Consider the following 22,095-nt stretch of genomic DNA (forward strand, 5'->3'; position numbering starts at 1 on the left):
CCGTGCGGTCGCGCCGTCACCGGGGCGCGCTCATCCGTTGAGCAGCGCGTTCACCTCTGCCATGCGCTCGAAGTGGCGGGTCCAGTCCGGCCGGTCGGTCATGAGGACGGCCCGCTCGGCGCCCGCCTCGGCGTAGGCGGCGAGCTGTTCCGCGGCCTCGCGCGCGTCCCCGCTCACCGGGATCTCGCGCGCCTCCTCCGGCGGCACGCCGTAACCCTGGGCCACCGCCGCCGCGACCGCCTCGCGCTCGGCCCGGCCCCCGCCGAGGACCGCGGGGACGCCGACCGTGACCACCGGCGCGGGCCTCCCCTTCTCGGCGGCCTCCTCGCGCAGCCGCGCGACCTGGCGGGCGAGCGTCCTCGGCGCGATCGCCGAGGGGAACCAGCCGTCCCCGTACTCCAGCGCCCGGCGCAGCGCCACCTTCCCGTTCCCCCCGACCAGGATCGGCGGCACGGCGGCGGACGGCGTGAGCGTGGCCTTCGGGCGGCCGGGCTCGTGCGGCAGCACGGTCGCCTCGCCCGCCAGCAGGCCGGGCAGCGCGGCGAGCGCGGCGTCGGTGCGCGCCCCGCGCTCGGCGAACGGCACGCCCGCCGCCTCCCACCCGGCGGTGCCGTGCGGCACCCCGCCGGAACCGACGCCGAGCAGCACCCGTCCGCCGGAGACGTGCTGCAACGAGCCGATCTGCTTGGCGGCCCAGGCCAGCGGGCGCATGGCGATCACCATCACGCTGAAGCCCAGCTTGACGCGCGAGGTGGCCCCCGCGGCGGCGGCGAGCGCGATCGTGCTGTCGATGATGGGCACCACGGGGATCAGGTGGTCGGCGGCCCAGACCGACTCCAGCCCCAGCTCGTCGGCCAGGACGGCGTGCGCCCGGACGTCGCCGAGCTCGGCGAACCCGGGGCCGCGGCCGGTGGTGGGCAGGCCGACTCCGATGTGGAGGGACATTCAGCGCTCCTTCGGTACGGACGTGGCGGGGGAATCGGAGGAGATATCGGACACGGTGAGCAGGGTCTTGCCGAGCACGGCGCGCGCCTCGATGGCGGCGTGGGCGTCGGCGGCCTTCTCCAGCGGGAACGTCTGGCCGATCACGGGCCGCAGGCGTCCGGCGACGGCCTCCTCCAGCGCCGCCCCGGCCATGGCCGTGATATCGGCGGGCGAGGCGAACAGCTGCCAGCCGGTGATCAGGATGAGGCCGCGCGCGAACACCTCGGCGACGGTCGCGTGCGTCACCGTCCCGCCCGCCGCGCCGTACACCAGGAAGCGCCCGCGCGGGGGCAGCAGCTCGAACGCGGCGCGCCCGACGGCCCCGCCCACGCCGTCGAACACGACCTGGACGCCGGCGTCGCCGACGGCCTCGCGCACCCGGCCGTCCCAGCCGTCCTCGGCGTAGTTCACGGTGACCTCGGCGCCCAGCTCGGCGGCGAGGGCGAGCTTGCCCGCCGAGCCGGCCGCGGCGACCACCCGGGCCCCGGCGTTGACGGCGAGCTGGACGAGCAGGCTTCCGACCCCGCCGGCCGCCGACTCGACCAGCGCCCACTCGCCGGGCCTGAGCGCCGCCGCCCGGGCGAGGCCCATCGCGGTGCGGCCGTCCGCCAGCAGGGCGACGGCCTGGGCGAGTTCCAGCCCCGGGGGCACGGGGATCAGGCCGTCCACGCCCGCCGCGACCCGCTCGGCGTAACCGCCCGAGCCGCCGAGCGAGGTCACCACGCGCGTCCCCACGAGCCCCGGGTCGGCGCCGGGTCCCACGGCCACGACCGTGCCGCCCACCCCGTTGCCCGGGATGATCGGCAGCCGGGGCAGCGGCACCGGCGCCGACCCCGATCTGACCTGGGTCTCGATGAACGGGATGCCGATCACGGCCACCTCGATCACCACCTGGCCCGCGCCGGGGACCGGCTCGGGGGCCTCCCCCGGCACGAGCACATCAGGGCCGCCGAACTCCCGCAGCCATACCGCACGCATGACCGCTCCTCTCCACGAGATCCTCTATCGGAGTGAATCGCTCCGACTAACATAACGGAGCAATTCACTCCGTTCGCATATAATTCCCGGGTGAGCGCGACGAGACAGCCGGCCGGGGAGCCGCCCCGGCGGCGGGGCCGTCAGGCCGAGGCGGAGCGCAACGACCGCCTCGTGCTGGAGGCCGCGCGCACCGTCTTCGCCGAGCAGGGCGCGGGCGCCCCCATGGCCGCGCTCGCCGAGGAGGCCGGCGTCGGCATCGCCACCTTCTACCGCAGGTACGGCAGCAAGGAGGAGCTGCTCCAGCGGCTGTGCCTGCTGTCCATGCGCGAGTCGATCGCCGCCGCGCGTGAGGCGCTCGCCGGCGACGGCGATGGATGGTCGGTCATCGCCCACTACGTCCGCAGATGCGTCGCCGCCCGGGTCGGCGCGCTCGCCCCCGCCGCCGGCACGATCGCCGTCACCGACGAGATGACGGCCGCCGCCGAGCTCGGCCGCGAGCTGATCGAGGAGCTCGCCGCGCGGGGCCGCGCGGACGGCAGCGTGCGCGGCGACCTGGTCCCGCTGGACGTCTCCTATCTGGTCGAGCACCTCAGCCGGATCCCCCGCCGCGCCCCCGAGCAGGTCGGCGTCTGCCAGCGTCTGCTCGCCATCGCCCTCGACGGACTGCGCGCCCCCGCCCGGGTTTCCGACCTGCCCGGAACCCCTCCGACCTGGGAGAACTACGGCGCCCGCTGGTACGGCGGCGAGGACTGACGGCCCCCGCCGATCACCCCGGCGTTATGGCACACCGGTATGACCATCGCCATTGATCGATCTGACTCGCCTTGTCATGCTCTGTATGACCCCAAACGATCAGCTGAGGGAAGCGCATCATGAAGCCTAAGTACGGGCTGAGCGCGCTCGTGGCACTCGCGTTGCTCGGCATGATGACTCCAACGCAGGCGGCGTCCCGCTCCGCCCCCGCCTGCGCCCCCGGCACAACGGTCGCCACCGACACCGGACAGGTGTGCGGGACGACCGGCGACGGCGTCCGCTCCTGGCTCGGCGTCCCCTACGCGGAACCCCCCGTGGGGGACCTGCGCTGGACGCCCGCCAAACGGCACGCGCCGTGGACCGACGTCCTGCAGGCCACCGAGCGCGGCAGCGCCTGTCCCCAGGCGGGCGTGCTCGGCACCCCCTCGGAGAACGAGGACTGCCTCAAGCTCACCATCGTCACCCCGGCCGACACCGGCGCGGGAGGGCTCCCCGTCATGGTCGAGTTCCACGGCGGCGGCTTCCGCTTCGGCGCGCCCGGCCCCGGCGCCTACCTGGCCCAGGCCGGGAACGTCGTGCACGTCGGCGTCGACTACCGGCTCGGCATCTTCGGATTCCTGTCGCACAAGGCGCTCGGCCCGCACGCGGGCAACTACGCGCTGAGCGACCAGCAGGAGGCCCTGCGCTGGGTGCGCCGCAACATCGCGCGCTTCGGCGGCGACCCGCGCAACGTCACGATCTTCGGAGCGAGCGCCGGCGGATCGAGCGTCTGCGCGCACACCGCCTCGCCCCTGGCCGCCGGACTGTTCCAGAAGGGCATCGTGCAGAGCGGCGAGTACAACTCGCTGCGCGGCGGCGACACGACCTGGCAGATCCAGGACTGCAAGTCCGCCCTGCCCACGCAGGCCGAGGCCCAGGCGCAGGGCGCGCGCTTCGCCACCGCCCTGAAGTGCGAGCAGAGCGCCGACGTGGCCGCCTGCCTGCGCGCGCTGCCCGTCAAGACGCTGCTCGACCAGTCCTCCGACGGCCTCGCCCCCGACCGCGGGACGCTCGCGCCCATCGTGGACGGCAGGATCCTGACCATGTCCCCCGCGGAGGCGTTCGTGAAGGGGAAGGTCAACAGGGTCGCGCTGATGCACGGGGTGGGACGGGACGAGGTGCAGCTCGCGCCCGCCACGACCCCCGAGCAGTACGAGGCGCTGGTGAAGCAGCAGTACGGATCCCTCGCGCCCGAGGTGTTCGCCCGCTACCCGTTGAACAGGTACCCCGAGCCCGCGCCGTTCATCGCCTACCGGACGATCGTCGCGGACAGCAACTCGGTCTGCCCCGCGCTGCTCAACGACGAGCGGCTGTCGCGCTGGATCCCGGTGTTCGCGTTCCAGGTGGACAACGCCGACGCCCCGCCGCTGTTCTTCCTCGACCAGACCAAGCCCAACGGCGCGTACCACGTCAGCGAGGTGCCGTTCCTGTACGGCCCGCCCCGCTCCGACGTCAGCGCCAACCAGCGCACCTTCGGCACCCAGATCGTCGCGCAGTGGACGGGTTTCGCCCGCACCGGCAACCCGACCGTGGACGGCACCCCACTGTGGCCCCGGTACACCCACGGGGACCCGGCCGTCATGTCACTGGTACCCGCCGGTGACAGCGTGGCCACGCGCGAGATCGCCAGGCAGCACAACTGCGCGTTCTGGAACAAGCACGCGCCCTACGTCGACTAGGAGGGGACATGAACCGCAGACGGCTCTCCCGCGCGGGAGTGGCGCTCGTCGCGCTCTGTCTCGCCGTGTTAACCGCACCGTCCGCGACCGGATCGGTGACGGCCGCCGCGCCGCCGTCCGACACGCCGTCCGAGTTCGGGCACGGCGGCCGGGGCGACTGGCCGATGTGGCAGAAGGACCCGCGCGGCCTGCGCCACAACCCCGACGAGCGCAAGATCACCCCGCAGAACGTGAGCGGCCTCGAACTGAAGTGGGCGTTCGCCTACCCAAAGGCGGCAGGCTTCCCCCGCAGCCAGCCCGCCGTCGTCGGCGACACCGTGTACCTCGGCTCGCCCGACGGCAAGCTGTACGCCCGCGACGCCGCCACCGGCGCGGCCAAGTGGGAGTTCGACCTGACCACCGTCGGCGAGGGCCGCACCTCGGTGCAGGACGGCCCGGCCGTGGCCAGGGGCAAGGTGTACTTCGGCGACACCCGCGGCTACTTCTACGCCGTCGACCAGCGCACCGGCAAGCTGGCCTGGTCGCAGCGCCTCGACGACACCATCACGGCCATCGTGACCAGCTCCCCGCTGGTCTACGGCGACCGGGTGTACGTCGGGGTGTCCAGCGGTGAGAACATCCTCGGCAAGGAGCACGCCTGCTGCACCTTCCGCGGCCACCTCAACGCCCTGGACGCCGACACCGGCAAGCAGATCTGGCGCTTCTACACCACGCCCAAGCCCGAGCAGGACGGCACGTGGCCGAACGGCCAGCCGAAGTACGGGCCGTCCGGGGCCGGGGTGTGGAGCTCGCCCGCCATCGACCCGGTCACCCGCACCGTCTACGTCGGCACCGGCCAGAACTACACCGGCAGCGCCGGGCACTACGACTCGGTGCTCGCCATCAACGCCGACACCGGCCGTCCCCGCTGGACGCGCAGGATGACCGACGTGGACACCTGGCGCATCGAGTGCTCGCTGCCCACGCCCGAGGACCGCCAGTACTGCCCGAACTTCCCCGACGGCACCGCGCTGGACTTCGACCTCGGCGCCTCGCCGAACATCATCAGGGCCCACGGCCGCACGCTGATCGGCATCGGCCAGAAGGCCGGCGTCTTCCACGTCCTCGACGCCCGCACCGGCAAGATCGTCTGGCAGCGGCAGCTCTCCACGCCGATGCCCGGCGGCGGCCTGTCCGGCGTGCAGTGGGGCACCAGCTTCGACGGCGAGCGGCTGTACGTCTCCACGTACATGGCCAACCCCGGCACCCTGTTCGCGCTGGACCCGCTGACCGGCCACCTGCTGTGGCAGACCCCGAACCCGTCCGACGGCTGCACCACCGGCGGCGCGGCGCAGTTCCCGAACGTCTGCCGCCTCGGCCACGGCCCGGCCGTGAGCACCACGCCCGGCCTGGTCTGGCTCGGCAGCATGGACGGCAAGCTGCGCGCCTACTCCGCGCGCTCCGGCGAGGTGCTGTGGGCGTACGACACCATCCAGGAGGTCCAGGGTGTGAACGGACTGCCCGGACGCGGTGGCGCGGTGTCGGGCGGCGGCGGCGCCGTGGTCTCGCACGGCATGGTGTACGTCCAGTCCGGCTACTTCTTCACCCCCTACCCGAACCCGAACGGCTCGGTCTTCCTCGCCTTCGGCCTGAAGTCCTGAGGCGTCGAGGTTCTGCAGCCCTGAGGTCCTGAGTTCCGTGGTACCCCGCGGGCCGGGCGCGCCGTGACCGTCGTCACCGGGTGCGCCCGGCCCAGCGCGCGAGCGCGGGCACGGGCAGCGCGCAGGCCACGAAGACGGCCGCCACCAGCAGCCACCCGCCCGCCGCGAACGTCGTCAGCGCCAGCGTGAACACGGCGGGCGCGAACATCTGCACCGTCGCCGTGGCCGCCTCCGACGCCCCCTGGTAGGCGCCCCGCGCGTCCTCGCGCATCAGGGCCACCGACAGGCCCCAGCTCCCGCCGACGTAGCCCAGCTCACCGGCCAGGTGGAACAGCGCCGCCGCCATCACCACCGCGATCCCCCACACGCCCGCCGCTCCGCCTGTGGTGGCGAGCAGGACGCAGCTCACGGCGAGGAGGACGCCCGCCCAGACGACGGTGCGCGCCGCGCGGGCGACCGTCCCGGTGAACCGGGTCACGAAGATCTGCAGCGCGGCGATCCCCGCCGAGCCGGCGAACACCGCCACGCCGCTCAGCCACAGCGGCAGCCGGGTGGATCCGGCGATCCACAGCGGCAGCCCGGTCGAGACCATGGCCCAGCACAGCGACAGCAGCGACGTCACGCCCATGACGACCAGGTAGGGACGGTCGCGCAGCACCAGCCCCGCCCCTGGCCGGCCCTCGCGCGCCGGGCGCGCGGGCGTGGCGGGGACCGCGAGCGTCAGCGCGGCCAGCAGCGCGAAGCTCGCGGCGTTCGCCACGACGGCCACGGCGTAGGCCGAGGCGTCGTCGGCCGCCAGCACCGCCGAGCCGGCCGCGGCGCCGAGCGCGTACCCCACGTGCTGGGCGACGCGCTGCCGTGCCAGCGCCGCGACGCGCGCCTCGGTCCCGGGCACCAGCGCGGCGACCAGCGCGGTGCGCACGGCGGTCGCGCCGTTGGCGGGGGCCACGAACACGGCGGTGACCAGCACGAACGTCCACGTGTCCGCGGGAAGCGCGTAACAGGCCATCGCCACGCCGCGCACGACCGTGACCGACACCAGGACCAGGCGGGCGTCGAACCGGTCGGCCAGGGCGCCGAGCGGGATCGCCGTGGCGAGGCCGAGCCCGCCCGCGACGGCCATGGCCAGGCCGACCGTGACGGGCGGCATGTGCAGGACGCGGGTGAAGTAGAGCGCCCAGATGGTGAACCACAGCCCGTCCCCGAGCGCGGAGACGCCCCGCCCCCACAGCAGGCGTCGCAGCCCCGCCGCCGCGCGCACCTCGTCCCGGCGCTCGTACCCCCGGCTCGGCGCTACGACCATGACACATCCACCTTTCAGGATTACCTTAAAGGTGAAAGTAACCGCCGACCTGTCCGTCAAACACCCATCCTTCAGGATTCCGTGAAACTTGCTAGGCTCCGAAGGGGAGAGGGGGTGCGCGATGACCGGATGGGTCGACTCACGCGAGCCCGTCCTCGCGTCCGTCCTCGCGCTGACCCGCGAACTGGCCGACCCCGTGCGGCTCACCGCACTCCAGCTCCTGTCCGCCGAAGGGCCCCACACCCTCACCCAGCTCGCCGACGCGCTCGGCGTGTCCGCGCCGCGCCTCGGCAACCATCTCGCGCGGCTGCGGGAGAGCGGGCTGGTCACGGTCACGCGCACCGGCAGGCACGCCGTCTACCAGGTCGCCTCCCCCGGCGTCGCCGACGTGCTCGCCGCCCTGGCCAGGTACGCGCACGCCGACCTCGCCGCGACCCCCGGGTGGCGGGCGACCGCGCGCGACCTCGCCCACACCTGCTACGACCACGCGGCCGGGCTGCTCGGCGTCACCCTGTTCGCCACGCTCGTCGAGCGGGGCGCCCTGCTGCCGCCCGACGGCCGCGAGAGCGCGCTCGCCCTCGGACGCGATCCGTCCCCGTTCGCCGCGCTGGGCGTGGACCTGGACGCGGTGCGCCCCGGGCGCCGCAAGCTCGCCACCGCCTGCCTGGACCGCACCCACCGCCTGCCCCACCTCGGCGGCGTCCTCGGCAAGGCCGTGCTCGACGCGTTCGTCGCGCGCGGGCTCGTGACACCGGCGGAGGGCACGCGCGAGCTCGCCGTCACCCCGCGCGGCGCGGCCGAACTGCCGTCCCTGCTGCCCGGTTTCACCGCGCCGTGACGCCGCGGGACCCCCATCCGGTTATCCGTCTTTCACCGCATAACCGCCCATAACTCTATTTCCGGTTTTCATCCCGGCGTCCGGGCCCGCGAACCGCGCGGAAGTCAGGTAAACATGACCGGTGCCGGTCTATGTTGGCCGTTCAGGAATTCCGTACGGTCGAGGAGATGAGGAAAGTCAGGGTCAGAGAGTATGTCCGCCGGTTGAGCAATGGCCGGCTGGTCACCGTCAGAGCCCATATACGCCGGTTGCCCACCCGCACCGTCATCACCGCGGGTGCGGTTCTCACGGCGCTCGCCATAGTCGTGCTCGTCGTCTCCGCGCTGCTGCCCGACTCCACGCCCGAGCCGTCCGACGTGGCCGCGCGTTCCCAGACCACCGCCGCGCCCGCCCCGGTGACCCGCGCCTACCTGGCCGCCGAGCTGCGGCGCCTGCGCGAGGGCGCCGGGCTGTCCGCCGCCAACGCCGGACGGCGCGCGGGCATCGACGAGCAACGGGTGACCCGCATCGAGAGCGGCGGCGTCCGCCCCACCGCCCGCGACGTCTCCGCGCTGTGCGAGGCGTACGAGCTGTCCCCCGAGGAACGCAACCGGCTGATGTTCGTGCAGTACCAGCTCGACCGGTGATCTTCGCTGGACGGGAGATGCCGCCGCGGCACTCCCGGGACGGCGGGGGCGCAGGGGCGACGGCCGACCGGCGGGCGCGGCGCGCGTCCGCCGGTTTCGCGTTTTAGTGTGGCTGGAGTAGGCCGGATTCTGCCCATAAAGTGGTGAACCCACCTCGACGCCAGGAGAAAGCATCTAGGGTTTCCGAGTTCGGCACCCGCGCCCCGGGCCGGCCCTCCGACTCGTCGGTGGTGGACCGGCAGCCGACCGTGATCGTGACGGTTTGCGCAATCTCCGGACATACAGCCTGACATATCAATATTCCACCCGGATTCTGGAGAGGGTAACCATGGTGCACGGCAACCCGAACCTTCGCGCCGACGACGCCGACCGTGACCAGGTCACCGCCCTCCTCAGCGAGGCGTACGGAACCGGCCGGCTCACCCGCGCCGAACTGGACGACCGCCTCGAACGCACCCAGACCGCCCGCTACCGCGGCGACCTCCAGGACCTGGTCAGAGACCTCCAGGCCACCCCTTACCCGCCGTCCCACCCCCAGACCCAGCACACCCCCTGGCAACAGACCCCGCAGATGCCGGACCTCCACTCCCAGGGCTCCTACTCGCCGGGCCCGTACCCGCCGGGCTCCTATTCGCCAGGCCCGCACGCTCAGGGGCCGTACTCATCCGGGGCGTACGCACAGACGCCGTACGCACAAGGACCGTACGGCCAGAGCGCGACCCCCCAGGGGCTGTACTCCCAGGGGCCCTACTCGCAGGGGCCGCTCTCCCCGCAGGGGTCCCACCTGCCGCCCGGGAGCGGTCCCGGCCACCAAGGCGACCCCGGCTACCAGGGCGAGTCCCTCCCGCCGCACCAGTTGCAGCAGATCCTGGACCAGCAGATCACCCACCGCCTCGCCATGGGCTGGCGCCTGGAGAGCCGCCACGGCTGGCAGGCCGTGCTGACCTACGGCGAGCCGCTGAATCCCGGAGTCCACATCGCCCACGCCGCGATCACCCTTCTGACGTGCCTCGTCTGGGCCATCGTCTGGGCCATCCACGCCAGCAGATCCGGCATCCAACGCCGCGAACTGATCTCCATAGACGCCCACGGCAACATCCACGTCCAGCCGCTCCCCAAGTGACCTCCGGCACCTCGGCCACCCCCGGGAACGGTCCTCGCCTCTTCGAGCCGTCCTGGCCACGCGACGCGGAATAGGCCTGTCCCGTGCCCGGCATACGGGATGCCGCGCACGGGACGGGTGACGCCTGGCGCTTGTAGCGGGTTACTTGTAGTACTGCACCCAGTACTCGACGGTGTGCCGCTTGTTAACGGAGAAGCTCGCGTAGTACTTCTCGTGCCCGGCGTTGTGGATGCGGGCGTAGATGTACTGGCCGTTGCAGGCTCCGCGGGCCTCCTTGGCGACCCCATCGCCGTTGCCCCAGCGGCGCCGGTATATGAGCGTGATGTTCAACCGCGCACCCTTCCGCGACTGGTCCCAGCAGCGGGCCTTGACCTGCATTATCCGAACACCCGACGGCCGCTTCCAGATACCGGTGTCCTGGGACCGCAACGGGCCCAGCGCTTCGTGCCGCTGCGTGTGCCAGCTGGCCCGTGCCGCCGTGCTCGCGTGGGTGGATCCCTCGGCGTGCGCGGCCGATGCCGGTTGGGCGAGGGGCGCCGCGGCCGCGGGGGTCGCCGTTCCCGCAGGAATGATCGAGAACGCTGCCGCCGCGACTGCGACGCCGACTTTCAGCGTGGTCTTCATGTCCCTTTCCCTTCGTCTCTTGTCCGAGCCTTCGGTCCCTTCGCGTCTGTCGGAGCCGGCCTGGCTTCGGCCGTGTCCGCCGCTTGGGTTCCGGCTCACCTCTCGACCATGCGGGTGGCGGCACGAGCAGCGCTTTCACAGCGCTTTAGCGCCAGGTCAGGTGTTCCGGCGCGCCTCGGCGGCGGTCCTGAGGTCGGCCAGCCAGGCGTCCAGGCCCGGGGCGAGGTAGCGGATCGCGGTGTCCGGGTCCGCCTCGATCTGGTCGCCGGTCCAGCTCTCCTCGGTGCGGACGAGGACGCCGCCCTTGACCTTCACGAAGTTCCAGACGTGGACGCCCCGGTCGATACGCAACCCCTCGCCGATCGCGGGCCCGGTCCAGCGGACGCAGGAGTTCTGCTTGATCTGCTGGACCGTGGAGGTGATGACCAGGGTGGTGGCGGGCGTCGTGGGCGTGGCGGGCGCCGGAATGGTCCACCGGAACCGCGACCCGGCCCGCAGCGGCCCCGGGTCCAGCCGCTTCATGCCGGTGACGGACGCCTGCCAGGAGGGCCAGCCCTCGACGTCGGTGTGCAGCTTCCAGACGGTGCTCAGCGGCGCCTTGATGAAGGTCTCGGTCCGATGGTGAAGCTTGGCGGCGGGATCGATGCCCTCGCCGCGACAGGTCAGCGAATCCGGGGTGAGGTGACCGGCCGTCGCCCTCTGACCGGCGGTGGCCGCACCGGCCGGTAGGGCGACGGCGCCGAGGAGCCCGGCCGTGACCAGCGGGATCGCGACGAGAGCGGAGCGCCGCCGGTCACGGCGGAGGGCGCGCGCGGCGCCGGCCGGGCTCCGCGGGTTCGGCGACGTGGTCGGGCTGGTGTCCGTCATGGCTGTTCTCCTCGTTCTCCGACTTGGCGTTAGCGGTACTCGCTTCTGTTAGAAGCTATAACAAGCTGGCCGCACGAGGCAATAGCGAAAGCGAGACCCTCTAACTGCGCCAGGCTTCGTCAGACAACGTGTCGCATCATCCGGCCTGCGATTACTACACCGCGTGCGAGGTGCCACGTGGTCTGTGACACGTAGCATCGGCGGGCACCTAAGGAAGTGGTCTCATGACGAATATCCCCGGGTCCCCCTGCTGCGCGACGTCCGAATCGAGCAGCTCCCGGCGCAGTGTGCTCAAGGCCGTCGGTGCGCTCGGCGGGGCGGGTGTGGCCTCGCTGGCCGGCGCCATGCTCACCCCCGCCGCGGCCGGCGCGGCATCGGCCCAGGCAGCGCCGGGCAAGCAGGACTGGTCCGGCACGAACGTGGTGCTGCTGGGCACCGGCGGTGGCCCGATACCCATGACGGACCGGCAGATGACCTCGCAGGTCGTGGTGGTCGACGGTGCGGCGTACGTGGTCGACTGCGGGAGCGGCGTGGTCCGGCAGATGTACGCGGCCGGCGTGACCCACGGGATGCTGCGGGCGCTGTTCGTGACCCACTTCCACGCCGACCACTTCAGCGACTACCTGCCGCTGATGCTGTTCGGACGACCGCTGCCCGGACAGGAGTACGGCTACGCCGGTCAGCTCCACGTCTACGGCCCGCCGTCGCTGGGCCTGCCGCCCGGGGTGCCGATGCCGGGGGTGGAGCTGATCCAACCGGACAACCCGCACCCGGGCATGACCGACGTCCACAACGGAGTGCTGGCCGCGTTCGCCACCACGACGAACAGCCAGGGCATCAAGGCCGCGTTCGGACCGGACATCCGGGACCTCATCGTGCCCCACGACCTCTCGGTGAACGCGACGGCCGATCTGCCGTCACCGCCCCGGATGCGTCCTTTCACCGTGTACGAGGACGACCGCGTGCGCGTCAGTGCCACGCTGGTCAACCACTACTGGCCCTTCCCGGCGTTCGGCTTCCGGTTCGACACCGACCACGGCAGCGTCACGTTCTCGGGCGACACCACGCCGAGCGACAACCTCGTGGAGCTGGCCCGGAACACCGACGTGCTGGTACACGAGATCATGGACGGCCAGGGCATGCTGGATCACGGCATGGCGGAATTCATGGTGAAGGGTCTGCGCGGCTGCCACACCGACATCACCCAGATCGGTGGCGTCGCCACGCGGGCCGGAGCGCGCACCCTCGCCCTGTCGCACATCGTGCCGCTCACGCTCGCCTCGCCCACGCCGCCGAAGATCCCGGCCGGGCACTGGCGGTCGACGATCAAGCGGGACTACGACGGCACCGTCGTGATCGGAGAAGACCTGCAGCGCGTGCGCGTGGGCCGGCGATCGGGACGATGAGGTTCACCGGCTGAACCACGCGGCAAAGGCCGGACGGGAGTGACGCCCGTCCGGCCTCCACGGGTCAGCGCAGCGGGCCGTAGAAGTCGCGCAGGTCGGCGGCCAGCACGTCGGGCACGATGTGCGCGGCGTAGTGGCCGCCGCGGTCGTAGGACCTCCAGTGCACGAGGTTGGTGTGGTCGCGCTCGGCGAACGTGCGCATGGACACGAAGTCCCCGGCGAACATCGCGAGGCCCATGGGCACGGTCGTCGGCTCCTTGGGGTGCTCGGCGTGGGCGTCCTCGTAGTAGAACCGGGTGGCCGAGGTCGCGGTGCCGGTCACCCAGTAGAGCATCGTGTTGGTGAGGACGAAGTCGGCGCTGACGTCCACGGTGTCGCCGAAGAGCTGGGAGTTCCAGCCCAGCAGCCCGACCGGCGAGTCGACGATGGCGTAGGACAGCGTCTGCGGCTGCTGGGAGTGCAGGATGTTGAACGACATCTTGTTCTCGTTGAACCACTGGAGCACCTCCAGCGCCTTGTGCTCCTCCGGGGTCATCCTCGCGAACTCGGCCGGGTCGCCCGAGGGGAACGAGAAGATCTGGGTGACGTGTACGCCCACGACGTGCTCGGGGTCGATCCGCCCGACCTCGGGTGAGACGAACGACCCGCCGTCGTTGCCCACCGCGCCGTAGCGGTCGTAGCCGAGCCGCCGCATCAGCTCCGCCCATGCCCGCGCGGTGCGGTAGCGATTCCACCCCTTCTGGGTCGTGGGCCCGGAAAAGCCGAACCCGGGCAGCGACGGGACGACCACGTGGAACGCCTGCGCCGGGTCCTCGGGGTCGGTGAGAAGGTCGATGATCCGCAGGTACTCCACGATCGAACCCGGCCAGCCGTGCGTGAGGACCAGCGGCAGGGCGTTCTCGTGCCGCGAGCGCACGTGCAGGAAGTGGATGTTCTGGCCGTCGATCTCGGTGGTGAACTGCGGATACCGGTTGATCGCGGCCTCGTGCGCCCGCCAGTCGTATCCGTCGCGCCAGTACTCGGCGAGCTCCTTCACATAGGCGACCGGAACGCCGTAGTCCCAGCCGGCGTCCGGCAGCTCGTCCGGCCAGAGGGTGCGGCCGAGCCGGTCACGCAGGTCGTCCAGCACGGCCTGGGGAACGTCGATGCGGAAGGGCCTGATCTCGGTGTTCTCGCTCATGGGAAGAACGCTACGCACCCTTCCGGTCAACCTCTGTCCTATAGTCCTGGCAGGCTGGGACCCATGTTGGAGACCTCGGCGCGGCTGCTGCGCCTCCTCTCGTTGCTGCAGGCCAGGCGGGACTGGACGGGCGCGGACCTCGCCGGGCGGCTGGAGGTCAGCGAGCGCACCGTCCGCCGCGACGTCGACCGGCTACGCGAGCTCGGCTACCCCGTGAACGCCACGCGCGGCACCGACGGCGGCTACCGCCTGGGCGCGGGCAGCGCCATGCCGCCCCTGCTGCTCGACGACGAGGAGGCCGTGGCCGTCGCCGTCGGGCTGCGCACCGCCGCGGGCGGCGCCGTCGCCGGCATCGAGGAGACCTCGGTCCGCGCCCTGGCCAAGCTCGAACAGGTGCTTCCGTCCCGGCTGCGCCACCGGGTCAACGCCCTGCAGACCTACACCGAGCCCGTCCCGCCCGACCGCCCCGGCCCCGTGGTGGACCCGGGCGTGCTCAGCACGCTCGCGGCGGCCTGCCGCGACCGCGAGCGGCTCCGGTTCGACTACGCGGCCCACGACGGCACGACCGGCGTGCGGACCGTCGAGCCGCACCGGCTGGTGTCCTGGGGACGCCGCTGGTACCTCGTCGCCTGGGACGCCGACCGCGAGGACTGGCGCAGCTTCCGCGTCGACCGCCTCTCCCCGCGCACGCCCACCGGTCCCCGCTTCCCGCCCCGCGACCCCCCGGAGGGCGGCGCCGCGGCCCACGTCGCGCGGGGAGCCTCCGCGGCGGCCTGGCGGTACCGCGCGCGGGTCGTCGTCCACGCCCCCGCCGAGGCCGTCACCGAACGGATCAACCCGGCGGTCGGCGTCGTCGAGGCGATCGACGCGCACACCTGCGTGCTGCACACCGGCGCCGACACCCCGCACACCCTCGCCGTTCACCTGGGGCTGCTCGACCTGGACTTCGAGGTCACCGAGCCGCCTGAGCTGGTCGACCACATCCGCGCCCTCGCCGGCCGCTACGCCCGCGCCGTGCCCTCCTGACCACTGGGAGACGAAACACGGCCGGGCCCGCGAACCGACGGCGGGATTCGGCACTCTCATCTGACATGGAGACTTTCAGGAAGCGGACGGCGTTCGGCGCTCTGGCCCGTGCCGCGACGGTCACCGCGACGGTGGCCGCCGCGCTCACCGTGGGGGCGGTCACCGCCGACGCCGCGACGATCCCGAAGTTCAAGCCGCCCAAGGTGTTCGGCACGACCTTCCAGCCGGACCCGCGCCACGACTTCACCAAGCACATCTCGCCGCGGCACGACGGCATCCTGCGCGGCTGGGTCACGCACTACAGCGGCGGGGTGGCGGAGTACGAGCCGATCAAGTGGGTGAAGGACAAGTCCGGCAACACCCAGGGCTGGTTCACCGGCCCGCCGGAGGGCGACAACCGGGCGTACGCCTCGCCGGTCTCGTCGAAGGTGGCCTTCTACAGCGCCCTCGGGTGCCGGGACCAGAGCGAGCTGACCGTGAACCGGCAGGGCCTCGGCAACAAGCGGTGCTCGCGCAGCGTCCTGATCTCGCGCATGAAGGCGTATCCGCGCCCGGCGCTGATCACCGTCCACCAGGGGAAGATCGTGAAGTTCCAGGAGATCTACACCCCCTGACCGGTTCCCTTGGCGCGGCGGCTCATGAGCCGCCGCCGGGGCCCTCGCGGAGTTCCGGCACGGCGCCGGCGATCTCGGCGGGCGGGGGGCCCGGGTGCAGGATGCCGAGCCGCTGGGTCGCCCGCGTCATGGCCACGTACAGGTCGCTGCGGCCGCGCGGCGCGGCGGCCAGGATCGCGGCCGGGTCGGCGATCAGCACCGCGTCGAACTCCAGCCCTTTGGCCTGCCCGACCCCGAGGACGACGACGGGGGCCGTCAGATCGGGGTCGGGGCCGAAGGCCGTCCCGGGGACCGCGGCGCGGACGGCGGCGGCCAGTTCGCCGAGCCGGCCGTCCGGGACGATCACGGCCAGCCGTCCACCGCGCGGCGCCGCCGCCTCGCGGGCCGCGTGGCGGGCCAGCGATGCGGGCAGGTCACGGGCGTTGGCACGCCACGGGGGCACGCCCGTCCTGCGCACCGACCGCGGGGGCGCCGCCTCGGGCCCGAGGTCCGCGACGAGACCGGCGGCGGCGTCCATGATCTCCGCCGGGGTGCGGTAGTTCACCGACAGCCGGGCCAGGCGCCACCGGTCGCCCGCGTACGGGCGCAGCACCTCGTCCCACGACGTCGCGCCGGCCGCGTCGGAGGTCTGGGCCAGGTCCCCGACCAGCGTCATCGACCTGCCGGGGCAGCGCCGCATCACCATCCGCCACGCCATCGCCGACAGCTCCTGCGCCTCGTCCACGATCACGTGCCCGAAGGTCCAGGTACGGTCCACGGCCGCCCGCTCGGCGACGGTCGCGTCCCCGGACCGCTCGTGCCGCTCGGCGAGCCGCCGGGCGTCCAGCAGGTCCCCGGCCGTGAGGACCTCCCCGTCGCCCTCGTCCGCGGCGGCGATGTCCAGGACGCCCTGGGCGTAGGCGTCCCGCCGGGCACGGTCCCGCGCCGCCCGCGCCCGCCGCGCCCGGTCGTCCACGCCGAGCAGCTCGGCCGCCTCGTCCAGCAGCGGCACGTCCGCCGTGCTCCAACCCCCCGGCGCCCGGACCAGGGACGCCCGCTCGGCCTCGTCCAGCCCCGGCGCGGCGGCGGCGAGCCCGCGCGGGTCGGAGAACAGGTCCTCCAGCAGGCCCCGCGGCGTCAGCGCGGGCCACAGCGCGTCCAGCGCCTCCCGCACGGCGGGATCCGACGCGAGGGCCCGGCGGAGGTCACGGACGTCGTCCTCGCCGCCGATCTCCTGCGGGGGCGTCTCCTCCGGCAGGCCCAGGGCGGCGAGGTCGGCCCGCACGGCGCGGTCCACGTCGGCCTCGGCGAGGATGCCCGCCACGTCCGCCTCGATGCGTTCGGCCAGCTCACGGGTCTGCTCGGCGACGCGGCGCGCGAGGTGGCCGACGAGCGTGGCGGCGAACCGGGGGCGGGCCTGGTTGTGCGGCAGGCGGGAGTCGCGCGCCCGCGCCGCGGCCCGGGCGACGACCTCGGGCTCCAGGACGAGGGTCTCATCGCCGAACTCGACGCGGACCTCGGCGCCGGGCGGCGCCTGACGTGCGCGCACGGCCGCGGCCAGCACCTCGGCCATCACCGCCCGGCCCTTCACCTCCGCCGTCGCCGCCGGCTCGGCGCGGTCCGCGCGGACGCCGGGGAACAGCTCGGCGACGGTGGCCGACAGCACGCCGGTCTCGCCCAGGCCGGGCAGCACCTGGCCGATGTAGCGGAGGAACGTGGGATTCGGCCCGATGACCAGCACGCCCTGGGACGCCAGCCGGGGACGTTCGTAGAGCAGATAGGCGGCGCGGTGCAGCGCCACCGCCGTCTTGCCGGTCCCGGGTCCGCCCTGCACCACCAGCACTCCGCGATGGTCGGAGCGGATGACCGCGTCCTGCTCGGCCCGCAGCGTCGCCACGATGTCGGGCATCCGTCCGGTACGCCCGGCGTTCAGCGCCGCGAGCAGCGCCGCCTCCCCGGCCAGGGTCCCGGTGTCGCCGTCCTCGCCGAGGGTCTCGTCGTCCACGCTCACCACGCGGCGTCCCCGGGTGAGGATGTGACGCCGCCGCCGCACGTCCCGCGGGGCGGCCGGGGTGGCCACGTAGAAGGGGCGGGCGGCGGGGGCGCGCCAGTCCACGAGCAGCGGGTCGCCGTCGCCGGACTCCGGCCACAGCCCGATCCTGCCGATGTAGCGCCGCTCGCCGCCGCCGAGGTCGAGGCGGCCGAAGCACAGCCGGTTCTCGGCCGCGTCGAGCCTGGCCAGCCTCCGGGTGTGCTCGCCGAAGGCGACGTCCCTTTCGGTGCGCGCCTGGGCCGTGCCGCCCGCGTCGTGCGACACCTCGGCCAGCCGGGCCCGCGTCTGGGCGCGCAGCGCGTCGAGCCGCCGGTAGAGCCGCGTCACGTACGCCTGCTCGTGCGCGATCTGGTCGGGGTGTTCCGGGTCTTGTGAGGTCACCGTCTTGTCGCCTTGTCCTGGGAGCGGTTTCCAAAGCCCGTCCAGCGTGCGGCGGCAAGTCAGAAAATATCAGTCTTGTTCTTGCGAGGCGCGTGAGCCGCCCGGCGTCGCGGCAGGTCAGAAGCCTGACAACTCATATCCGCGCCGGGCGGCCCTGCGCCGTCACCTGCCGTCGGCCGGCACCTCCAGCGTGCCGAGGCGGCGCGCGGGGTCGGACGCCATCTGGTCCAGCACCGCGCGGAACCCGCCGGCGACCCTCTCGGCCGTGCCGTGGTCGAGAAGACGCCGCTGGTACTGCAGGATCACCCGGCCGGCCTCGACCACCAGGGTCAGCGGGTAGCCGTTGCCGCCGATCGAGTCCACCCCGGTCACCTCGACTCCTCCCGCGCCCGCCTCCGCGTCGTCCTCGCGGTTCCACAGGTAGGACTGGAACGCCACGAGGGTGTCGAAGAGCGCGTCGAACCCCGCCGCCCGCTGGATCTCGCCCAGGCTGTGGTGGTGATGGTCCAGCAGCGCGATCTGCCTGCCCTGCAAGCCCGTCAGCAGCTCGGCCACCGTCGTGCCCGGCGCGCACCGCACGCGTACCGGGATGGTGTTGATGAACAGGCCCACCATCGCGTCCACCCCGGGCAGCGTCCCCGGCCTGCCGGAGACGACGGCGCCGAACACGACGTCCTCCCGCCCCGTCAGCGCCGAGACCAGCACGGCCCACGCCCCCTGCACCAGCGTGTTCAGCGTCACGCCCAGCTCGGCGCTCCGCCGGCCGTACGCCTGGACGTCCGCCGCGGACACCGGGAGCACGACCTCGCCGATGCCGCCTCCGCCGGCCGTGGCGTGCCGGGCGGTGAGCGACGGCAGCACGGTGGTGGGGCCGTCCAGCCCGGCGAGCTCCTCGGCCCACGCCTTGGCGCTCGCCGCACGGTCCTGACGGGACAGCCAGGCCAGGAAGTCGCGGTACGGCCGGGCGGGCGCCAGCGCGGCGGCGTCGCCGTCCGCCGCGTACAGCTTGACGAGGTCCCGCCCCAGCACGTGCTCCGACCAGCCGTCGACCAGCACATGGTGGACGGTGAGCACGAGCGCCGCGCGCCCCGGGCCCAGCCGGACCAGGGTCATGCGGAGCAGCGGCGCCGTGCCGGGCGCGAACCTGGCCGCCTCGTCCTCGGCGAGGAACCGCCGGAACGCCTCGTCCCGCGCCGCCTCGGCGAGGTCACCCAGATCCAGTTGCTTCCAGGGCAGTTCGACGCCGTCCACCACGATCTGCACGGTGTCGCCGAGCTCGTCCTCGACGAACGCGACCCGCAGGTTCGGGTGACGCTTCAGGAGTGCCTGAGCCGCGGCCCGCATCCGCGCCGCGTCCACCTCGCCGGACAGGTGGTAGACCGTCTGCAGGTGGTAGGCGTCGTGACCGCTGTCGTTCAGCATCGACTCGAACAGCATGCCGGCCTGCAACGGCGTAACCGGCCACACATCCGAAATATGCGGATAGTCCTGCCCCCAGTAGTCCATGTCCTCCTGGCTGACATCGACCAACGGCCCGGACCCGTCCGCGAGCCCGTCACCGCCCAGGTCGCCGTCATCCCCACGCGAGTTCCCGGCCGCCGTGTCGTTGAGGGGCACGCTCCCCACGGTCGCCTCTCCGGCGACCACGGCCGCGTCCCCGATGGCCCCGGGCTCCGTGTCCGTGACGCTCGCGGCCAGGTCGGCCAGGGTGCGCGACTGGAGTACCTGCTTGGCGGTGATGTGCAGGCCGGAGGCGCGGGCGCGGCCGGTGAGCTGGATCGCGCGGATGCTGTCGCCGCCGAGCGCGATGAACTCGTCGTCCAGCCCGACCCGCTCCACCTCCAGCACCTGCGCCAGTACCCGCGCCAAGGTCTTCTCCACCGCCGAGCGCGGCGCGCGATACCCCGCGTCCTTCCCGCCGAGCTGCGGGTCGGGTAACCCGCCGCGGTCCAGCTTGCCGTTGGGCGTCAACGGCAGACGTTCCATCACCACGAAAGCGGCGGGGACCATGAACGCCGGCAACCGGGTGGCCGCGTACGCCCGCAGGGTCTCGACGTCCACCTCGGTGCCGGGATCAGGGGCGGCGGTGGTCGCGGTGGCGGGGACGATGTAGGCCGCCAGGCGGCCCTGGCGGGCCATCACTGCGACCTGAGCCACCAACGGGTGGGCGCGCAGCACCGCCTCGATCTCGCCCAGCTCCACCCGGAGCCCGTTGATCTTGACCTGGAAATCCGCCCGCCCCAGTAACTCGACCAGCCCATCGGCCCCGAACCGCGCCACATCCCCGGTCCGGTACAGCCGCTCCCCCGCCACCGGCCCACACGACCAGTCGTCGACGAAACGCTCGGCGGTCTGCTCCGGCCGGCCCAGATACCCCCGCGCCAACCCCACCCCCGCCAGATACAGCTCCCCGGCCACACCTGGGGGCACCGGCTGCAGCAACCCGTCCAGGATGTACACCCGCTGATTGGCCATCGGCCGCCCGTAGGGAATGCTCCGCCAGCCCGGATCCACCCGATCCACCTCGAAGATCGTCGAATGGATCGACGCCTCGGTCGCCCCGCCCATCACCACGAACCGCACCTGCGCCGCCCAGGCCCGCACCCGGTCCGGTAACGACACCGGCACCCAATCCCCACCCAGCAACGCCAACCGCAACCCCACCCCGGAGCGCGGACCCGCCTGTTCGACGTGGTCGGCCAGCAGGCCGAGCAGCGCCGGGGCCGAGTTCCAGATGGTGATGTGCTCCCGGGTCACGAGATCGGCCCAGTGGGCGGGGTCCTTGGCGTGGGCGGCCCGCGGGATGACCACCCGGCCGCCCGCGATGGTCAGCCCCAGGAACTCGTACACCGACATGTCGAAACTCGGCGAGGACAACGCCAGCACCGCGTCCCACGGCCCCACCTGGAACCGCGTGTTCAGATCGGCCAGGTTGTTCATCACCCCCCGATGCCGCAACGCGATCGGCTTGGGCTCCCCCGTCGACCCGGAAGTATGGATGATGTAACACAAGTCCTCAGGACCAGAGGTGGGCCCCAGGTCGTCATCCGGCTGAGCGGCCAGTAACGCCGCGTCCCGATCCAGCAGCAACAACCGCCCGCCATCACCACCGGCACCCGCACGAGTCGGACGACCGGCGCCGTCCACGACGCCCGTACCCGCCGCTTCGGCGGTCGCACCGGCACCGGTGTCAGAGTCGTCGCCGGTGTCAGGCAGGTTGGCGGTCAGGCCTTCGCGGCTGATCATCACCGCACACGCGGTGCCGTTCACCATCGTGGCGATGCGCTGGGCAGGATAGTCCGGGTCCAACGGGACATACGCCCCGCCGGCCTTCAGCACCCCCAGAACCGCGACCAGCAGGTCCACCGAACGATCCAGGCACACCCCCACCCGCACATCCGGCCCCACACCACGCTCACGCAGATAACGGGCCAGACGGTTGGCCGCGGCGTTCACCTGCCGATAGCTGTGCCTGTCCTGGCCCTGCACCACCGCGACCGCATCAGGCGCACGCCGCACCTGCGCCTCGAACCCCTCGTGCAGACACACCTCAGACGGCAGGTCACAGGCGGTGGCATTCCATGCGACCAGCATCCGCTCCAGCTCGGCGTCGCCCAGCAACCGCAGCCGCGCCACCGCACGTTCCGGAGAACGCCACGCGTCCTCCACCAAGGTCGCCACATGCCCCAGCAGCCGCGCCGCCGTCCCGGCATCGAACAACCCCGGGTCGTACCAGAGCTCCACCGCCACGCCCCCGCGCGCACCGGAACCCGTACGAACCACCAGTTCCAGCTCATGCCCCGGCCCCGAGGCCACCGCCCCATCCCGCCCGGCGAACCGGATGGCCACCGGCCACCCCCCGGACCCGTCATCACCCTCGGCCGAGACGATGACCCGGCCACCACGCATCAGCTCACGCAGCGACGGCTCACCGGTCAACACGAACCCCACCCGCGCAGCCGACCCCGCGACCGCCGGATCGACACGCTCCACCGCTCCAGC

General features: G+C 72.8%; 17 protein-coding genes. 9 read left to right on the forward strand and 8 right to left on the reverse strand.

Annotation, left to right across the window (positions count from 1 at the left end; genetic code table 11):
- Window positions 1–30: 30 nt before the first annotated feature.
- Together BJ981_RS07345 and BJ981_RS07350 are read right to left on the reverse strand one after the other, a co-directional pair.
- The gene (locus tag BJ981_RS07345) at window positions 31–945 is read right to left on the reverse strand and encodes an LLM class flavin-dependent oxidoreductase (RefSeq protein ID WP_184609204.1); all 915 of its coding nucleotides are present in this window, start codon (window positions 943–945) and stop codon (window positions 31–33) included.
- The gene (locus tag BJ981_RS07350) at window positions 946–1,962 is read right to left on the reverse strand and encodes a zinc-binding dehydrogenase (protein WP_184609206.1); all 1,017 of its coding nucleotides are present in this window, start codon (window positions 1,960–1,962) and stop codon (window positions 946–948) included. It abuts the gene before it with no gap.
- 90 nt (window positions 1,963–2,052) lie between these two features.
- On the opposite strand from BJ981_RS07350, the gene BJ981_RS07355 reads away from it, so the two are divergent.
- The 3 genes from BJ981_RS07355 (at window position 2,053) to BJ981_RS07365 (ending at window position 6,073) form a co-directional block, all read left to right on the forward strand.
- Complete coding sequence (locus BJ981_RS07355; protein WP_204070321.1) at window positions 2,053–2,715, forward strand: TetR/AcrR family transcriptional regulator; 663 nt, start codon at window positions 2,053–2,055, stop codon at window positions 2,713–2,715.
- 119 nt (window positions 2,716–2,834) lie between these two features.
- Window positions 2,835–4,433 (forward strand): carboxylesterase/lipase family protein, encoded by a 1,599-nt coding sequence (locus tag BJ981_RS07360; RefSeq protein WP_184609207.1) that lies wholly within the window; start codon window positions 2,835–2,837, stop codon window positions 4,431–4,433.
- Window positions 4,434–4,441: 8 nt separating this feature from the next.
- Entirely contained in the window at window positions 4,442–6,073 is a 1,632-nt protein-coding gene (locus BJ981_RS07365) for an outer membrane protein assembly factor BamB family protein (RefSeq protein WP_184609208.1), read from the forward strand.
- A 73-nt stretch (window positions 6,074–6,146) separates the two neighbouring features.
- Here BJ981_RS07365 and BJ981_RS07370 read toward each other — a convergent pair whose 3' ends face one another.
- Window positions 6,147–7,376 (reverse strand): MFS transporter, encoded by a 1,230-nt coding sequence (locus BJ981_RS07370; protein WP_184609209.1) that lies wholly within the window; start codon window positions 7,374–7,376, stop codon window positions 6,147–6,149.
- Between the two features lie 121 nt (window positions 7,377–7,497).
- Here BJ981_RS07370 and BJ981_RS07375 point away from each other — a divergent pair, with 121 nt between their 5' ends.
- The 3 genes from BJ981_RS07375 to BJ981_RS07385 all read left to right on the forward strand — a co-directional run bounded on the left by BJ981_RS07375 (window position 7,498) and on the right by BJ981_RS07385 (window position 9,963).
- Window positions 7,498–8,214 (forward strand): ArsR/SmtB family transcription factor, encoded by a 717-nt coding sequence (locus tag BJ981_RS07375; protein WP_184609210.1) that lies wholly within the window; start codon window positions 7,498–7,500, stop codon window positions 8,212–8,214.
- A 203-nt stretch (window positions 8,215–8,417) separates the two neighbouring features.
- Window positions 8,418–8,840, forward strand: coding sequence for a helix-turn-helix domain-containing protein (locus tag BJ981_RS07380; protein WP_184609211.1), 423 nt, complete (start codon window positions 8,418–8,420; stop codon window positions 8,838–8,840).
- A gap of 328 nt (window positions 8,841–9,168) precedes the next feature.
- Complete coding sequence (locus BJ981_RS07385) at window positions 9,169–9,963, forward strand: DUF1707 SHOCT-like domain-containing protein (RefSeq protein WP_184609212.1); 795 nt, start codon at window positions 9,169–9,171, stop codon at window positions 9,961–9,963.
- Window positions 9,964–10,104: 141 nt separating this feature from the next.
- Here BJ981_RS07385 and BJ981_RS07390 read toward each other — a convergent pair whose 3' ends face one another.
- Both BJ981_RS07390 and BJ981_RS07395 read right to left on the reverse strand, forming a co-directional pair.
- Window positions 10,105–10,587 (reverse strand): hypothetical protein, encoded by a 483-nt coding sequence (locus BJ981_RS07390; RefSeq protein WP_184609213.1) that lies wholly within the window; start codon window positions 10,585–10,587, stop codon window positions 10,105–10,107.
- A 156-nt stretch (window positions 10,588–10,743) separates the two neighbouring features.
- Window positions 10,744–11,454 (reverse strand): SRPBCC family protein, encoded by a 711-nt coding sequence (locus BJ981_RS07395; RefSeq protein ID WP_184609214.1) that lies wholly within the window; start codon window positions 11,452–11,454, stop codon window positions 10,744–10,746.
- Window positions 11,455–11,678: 224 nt separating this feature from the next.
- Between BJ981_RS07395 and BJ981_RS07400 the strand changes: the two genes are divergently transcribed.
- Complete coding sequence (locus BJ981_RS07400) at window positions 11,679–12,860, forward strand: MBL fold metallo-hydrolase (RefSeq protein WP_184609215.1); 1,182 nt, start codon at window positions 11,679–11,681, stop codon at window positions 12,858–12,860.
- A gap of 64 nt (window positions 12,861–12,924) precedes the next feature.
- Here the strand turns inward: BJ981_RS07400 and BJ981_RS07405 are convergent, their stop codons facing one another.
- Window positions 12,925–14,040, reverse strand: a complete 1,116-nt coding sequence (locus BJ981_RS07405) for an epoxide hydrolase family protein (protein ID WP_184609216.1) — start codon at window positions 14,038–14,040, stop codon at window positions 12,925–12,927.
- A 63-nt stretch (window positions 14,041–14,103) separates the two neighbouring features.
- On the opposite strand from BJ981_RS07405, the gene BJ981_RS07410 reads away from it, so the two are divergent.
- A complete protein-coding gene (locus tag BJ981_RS07410; protein WP_184609217.1) occupies window positions 14,104–15,066 on the forward strand; it encodes a helix-turn-helix transcriptional regulator in 963 nt (320 codons plus the stop codon).
- Window positions 15,067–15,131: 65 nt separating this feature from the next.
- Window positions 15,132–15,680: a hypothetical protein gene (locus BJ981_RS07415; RefSeq protein WP_239139309.1), complete on the forward strand. Its 549-nt coding sequence runs from the start codon at window positions 15,132–15,134 to the stop codon at window positions 15,678–15,680.
- Between the two features lie 22 nt (window positions 15,681–15,702).
- On the opposite strand, the gene BJ981_RS07420 is transcribed toward BJ981_RS07415, so the two are convergent.
- Together BJ981_RS07420 and BJ981_RS07425 are read right to left on the reverse strand one after the other, a co-directional pair.
- Window positions 15,703–18,093: a HelD family protein gene (locus BJ981_RS07420; protein ID WP_184609218.1), complete on the reverse strand. Its 2,391-nt coding sequence runs from the start codon at window positions 18,091–18,093 to the stop codon at window positions 15,703–15,705.
- Between the two features lie 162 nt (window positions 18,094–18,255).
- Window positions 18,256–22,044 carry a non-ribosomal peptide synthetase gene (locus BJ981_RS07425; protein WP_184609219.1) on the reverse strand — a complete coding sequence of 1,263 codons (3,789 nt, stop codon included), beginning with the start codon at window positions 22,042–22,044 and terminating at the stop codon, window positions 18,256–18,258.
- Between the last annotated feature and the right edge of the window lie 51 nt (window positions 22,045–22,095).

Source organism: Sphaerisporangium krabiense (assembly GCF_014200435.1).
GTDB classification, from domain to species: Bacteria; Actinomycetota; Actinomycetes; order Streptosporangiales; family Streptosporangiaceae; genus Sphaerisporangium; species Sphaerisporangium krabiense.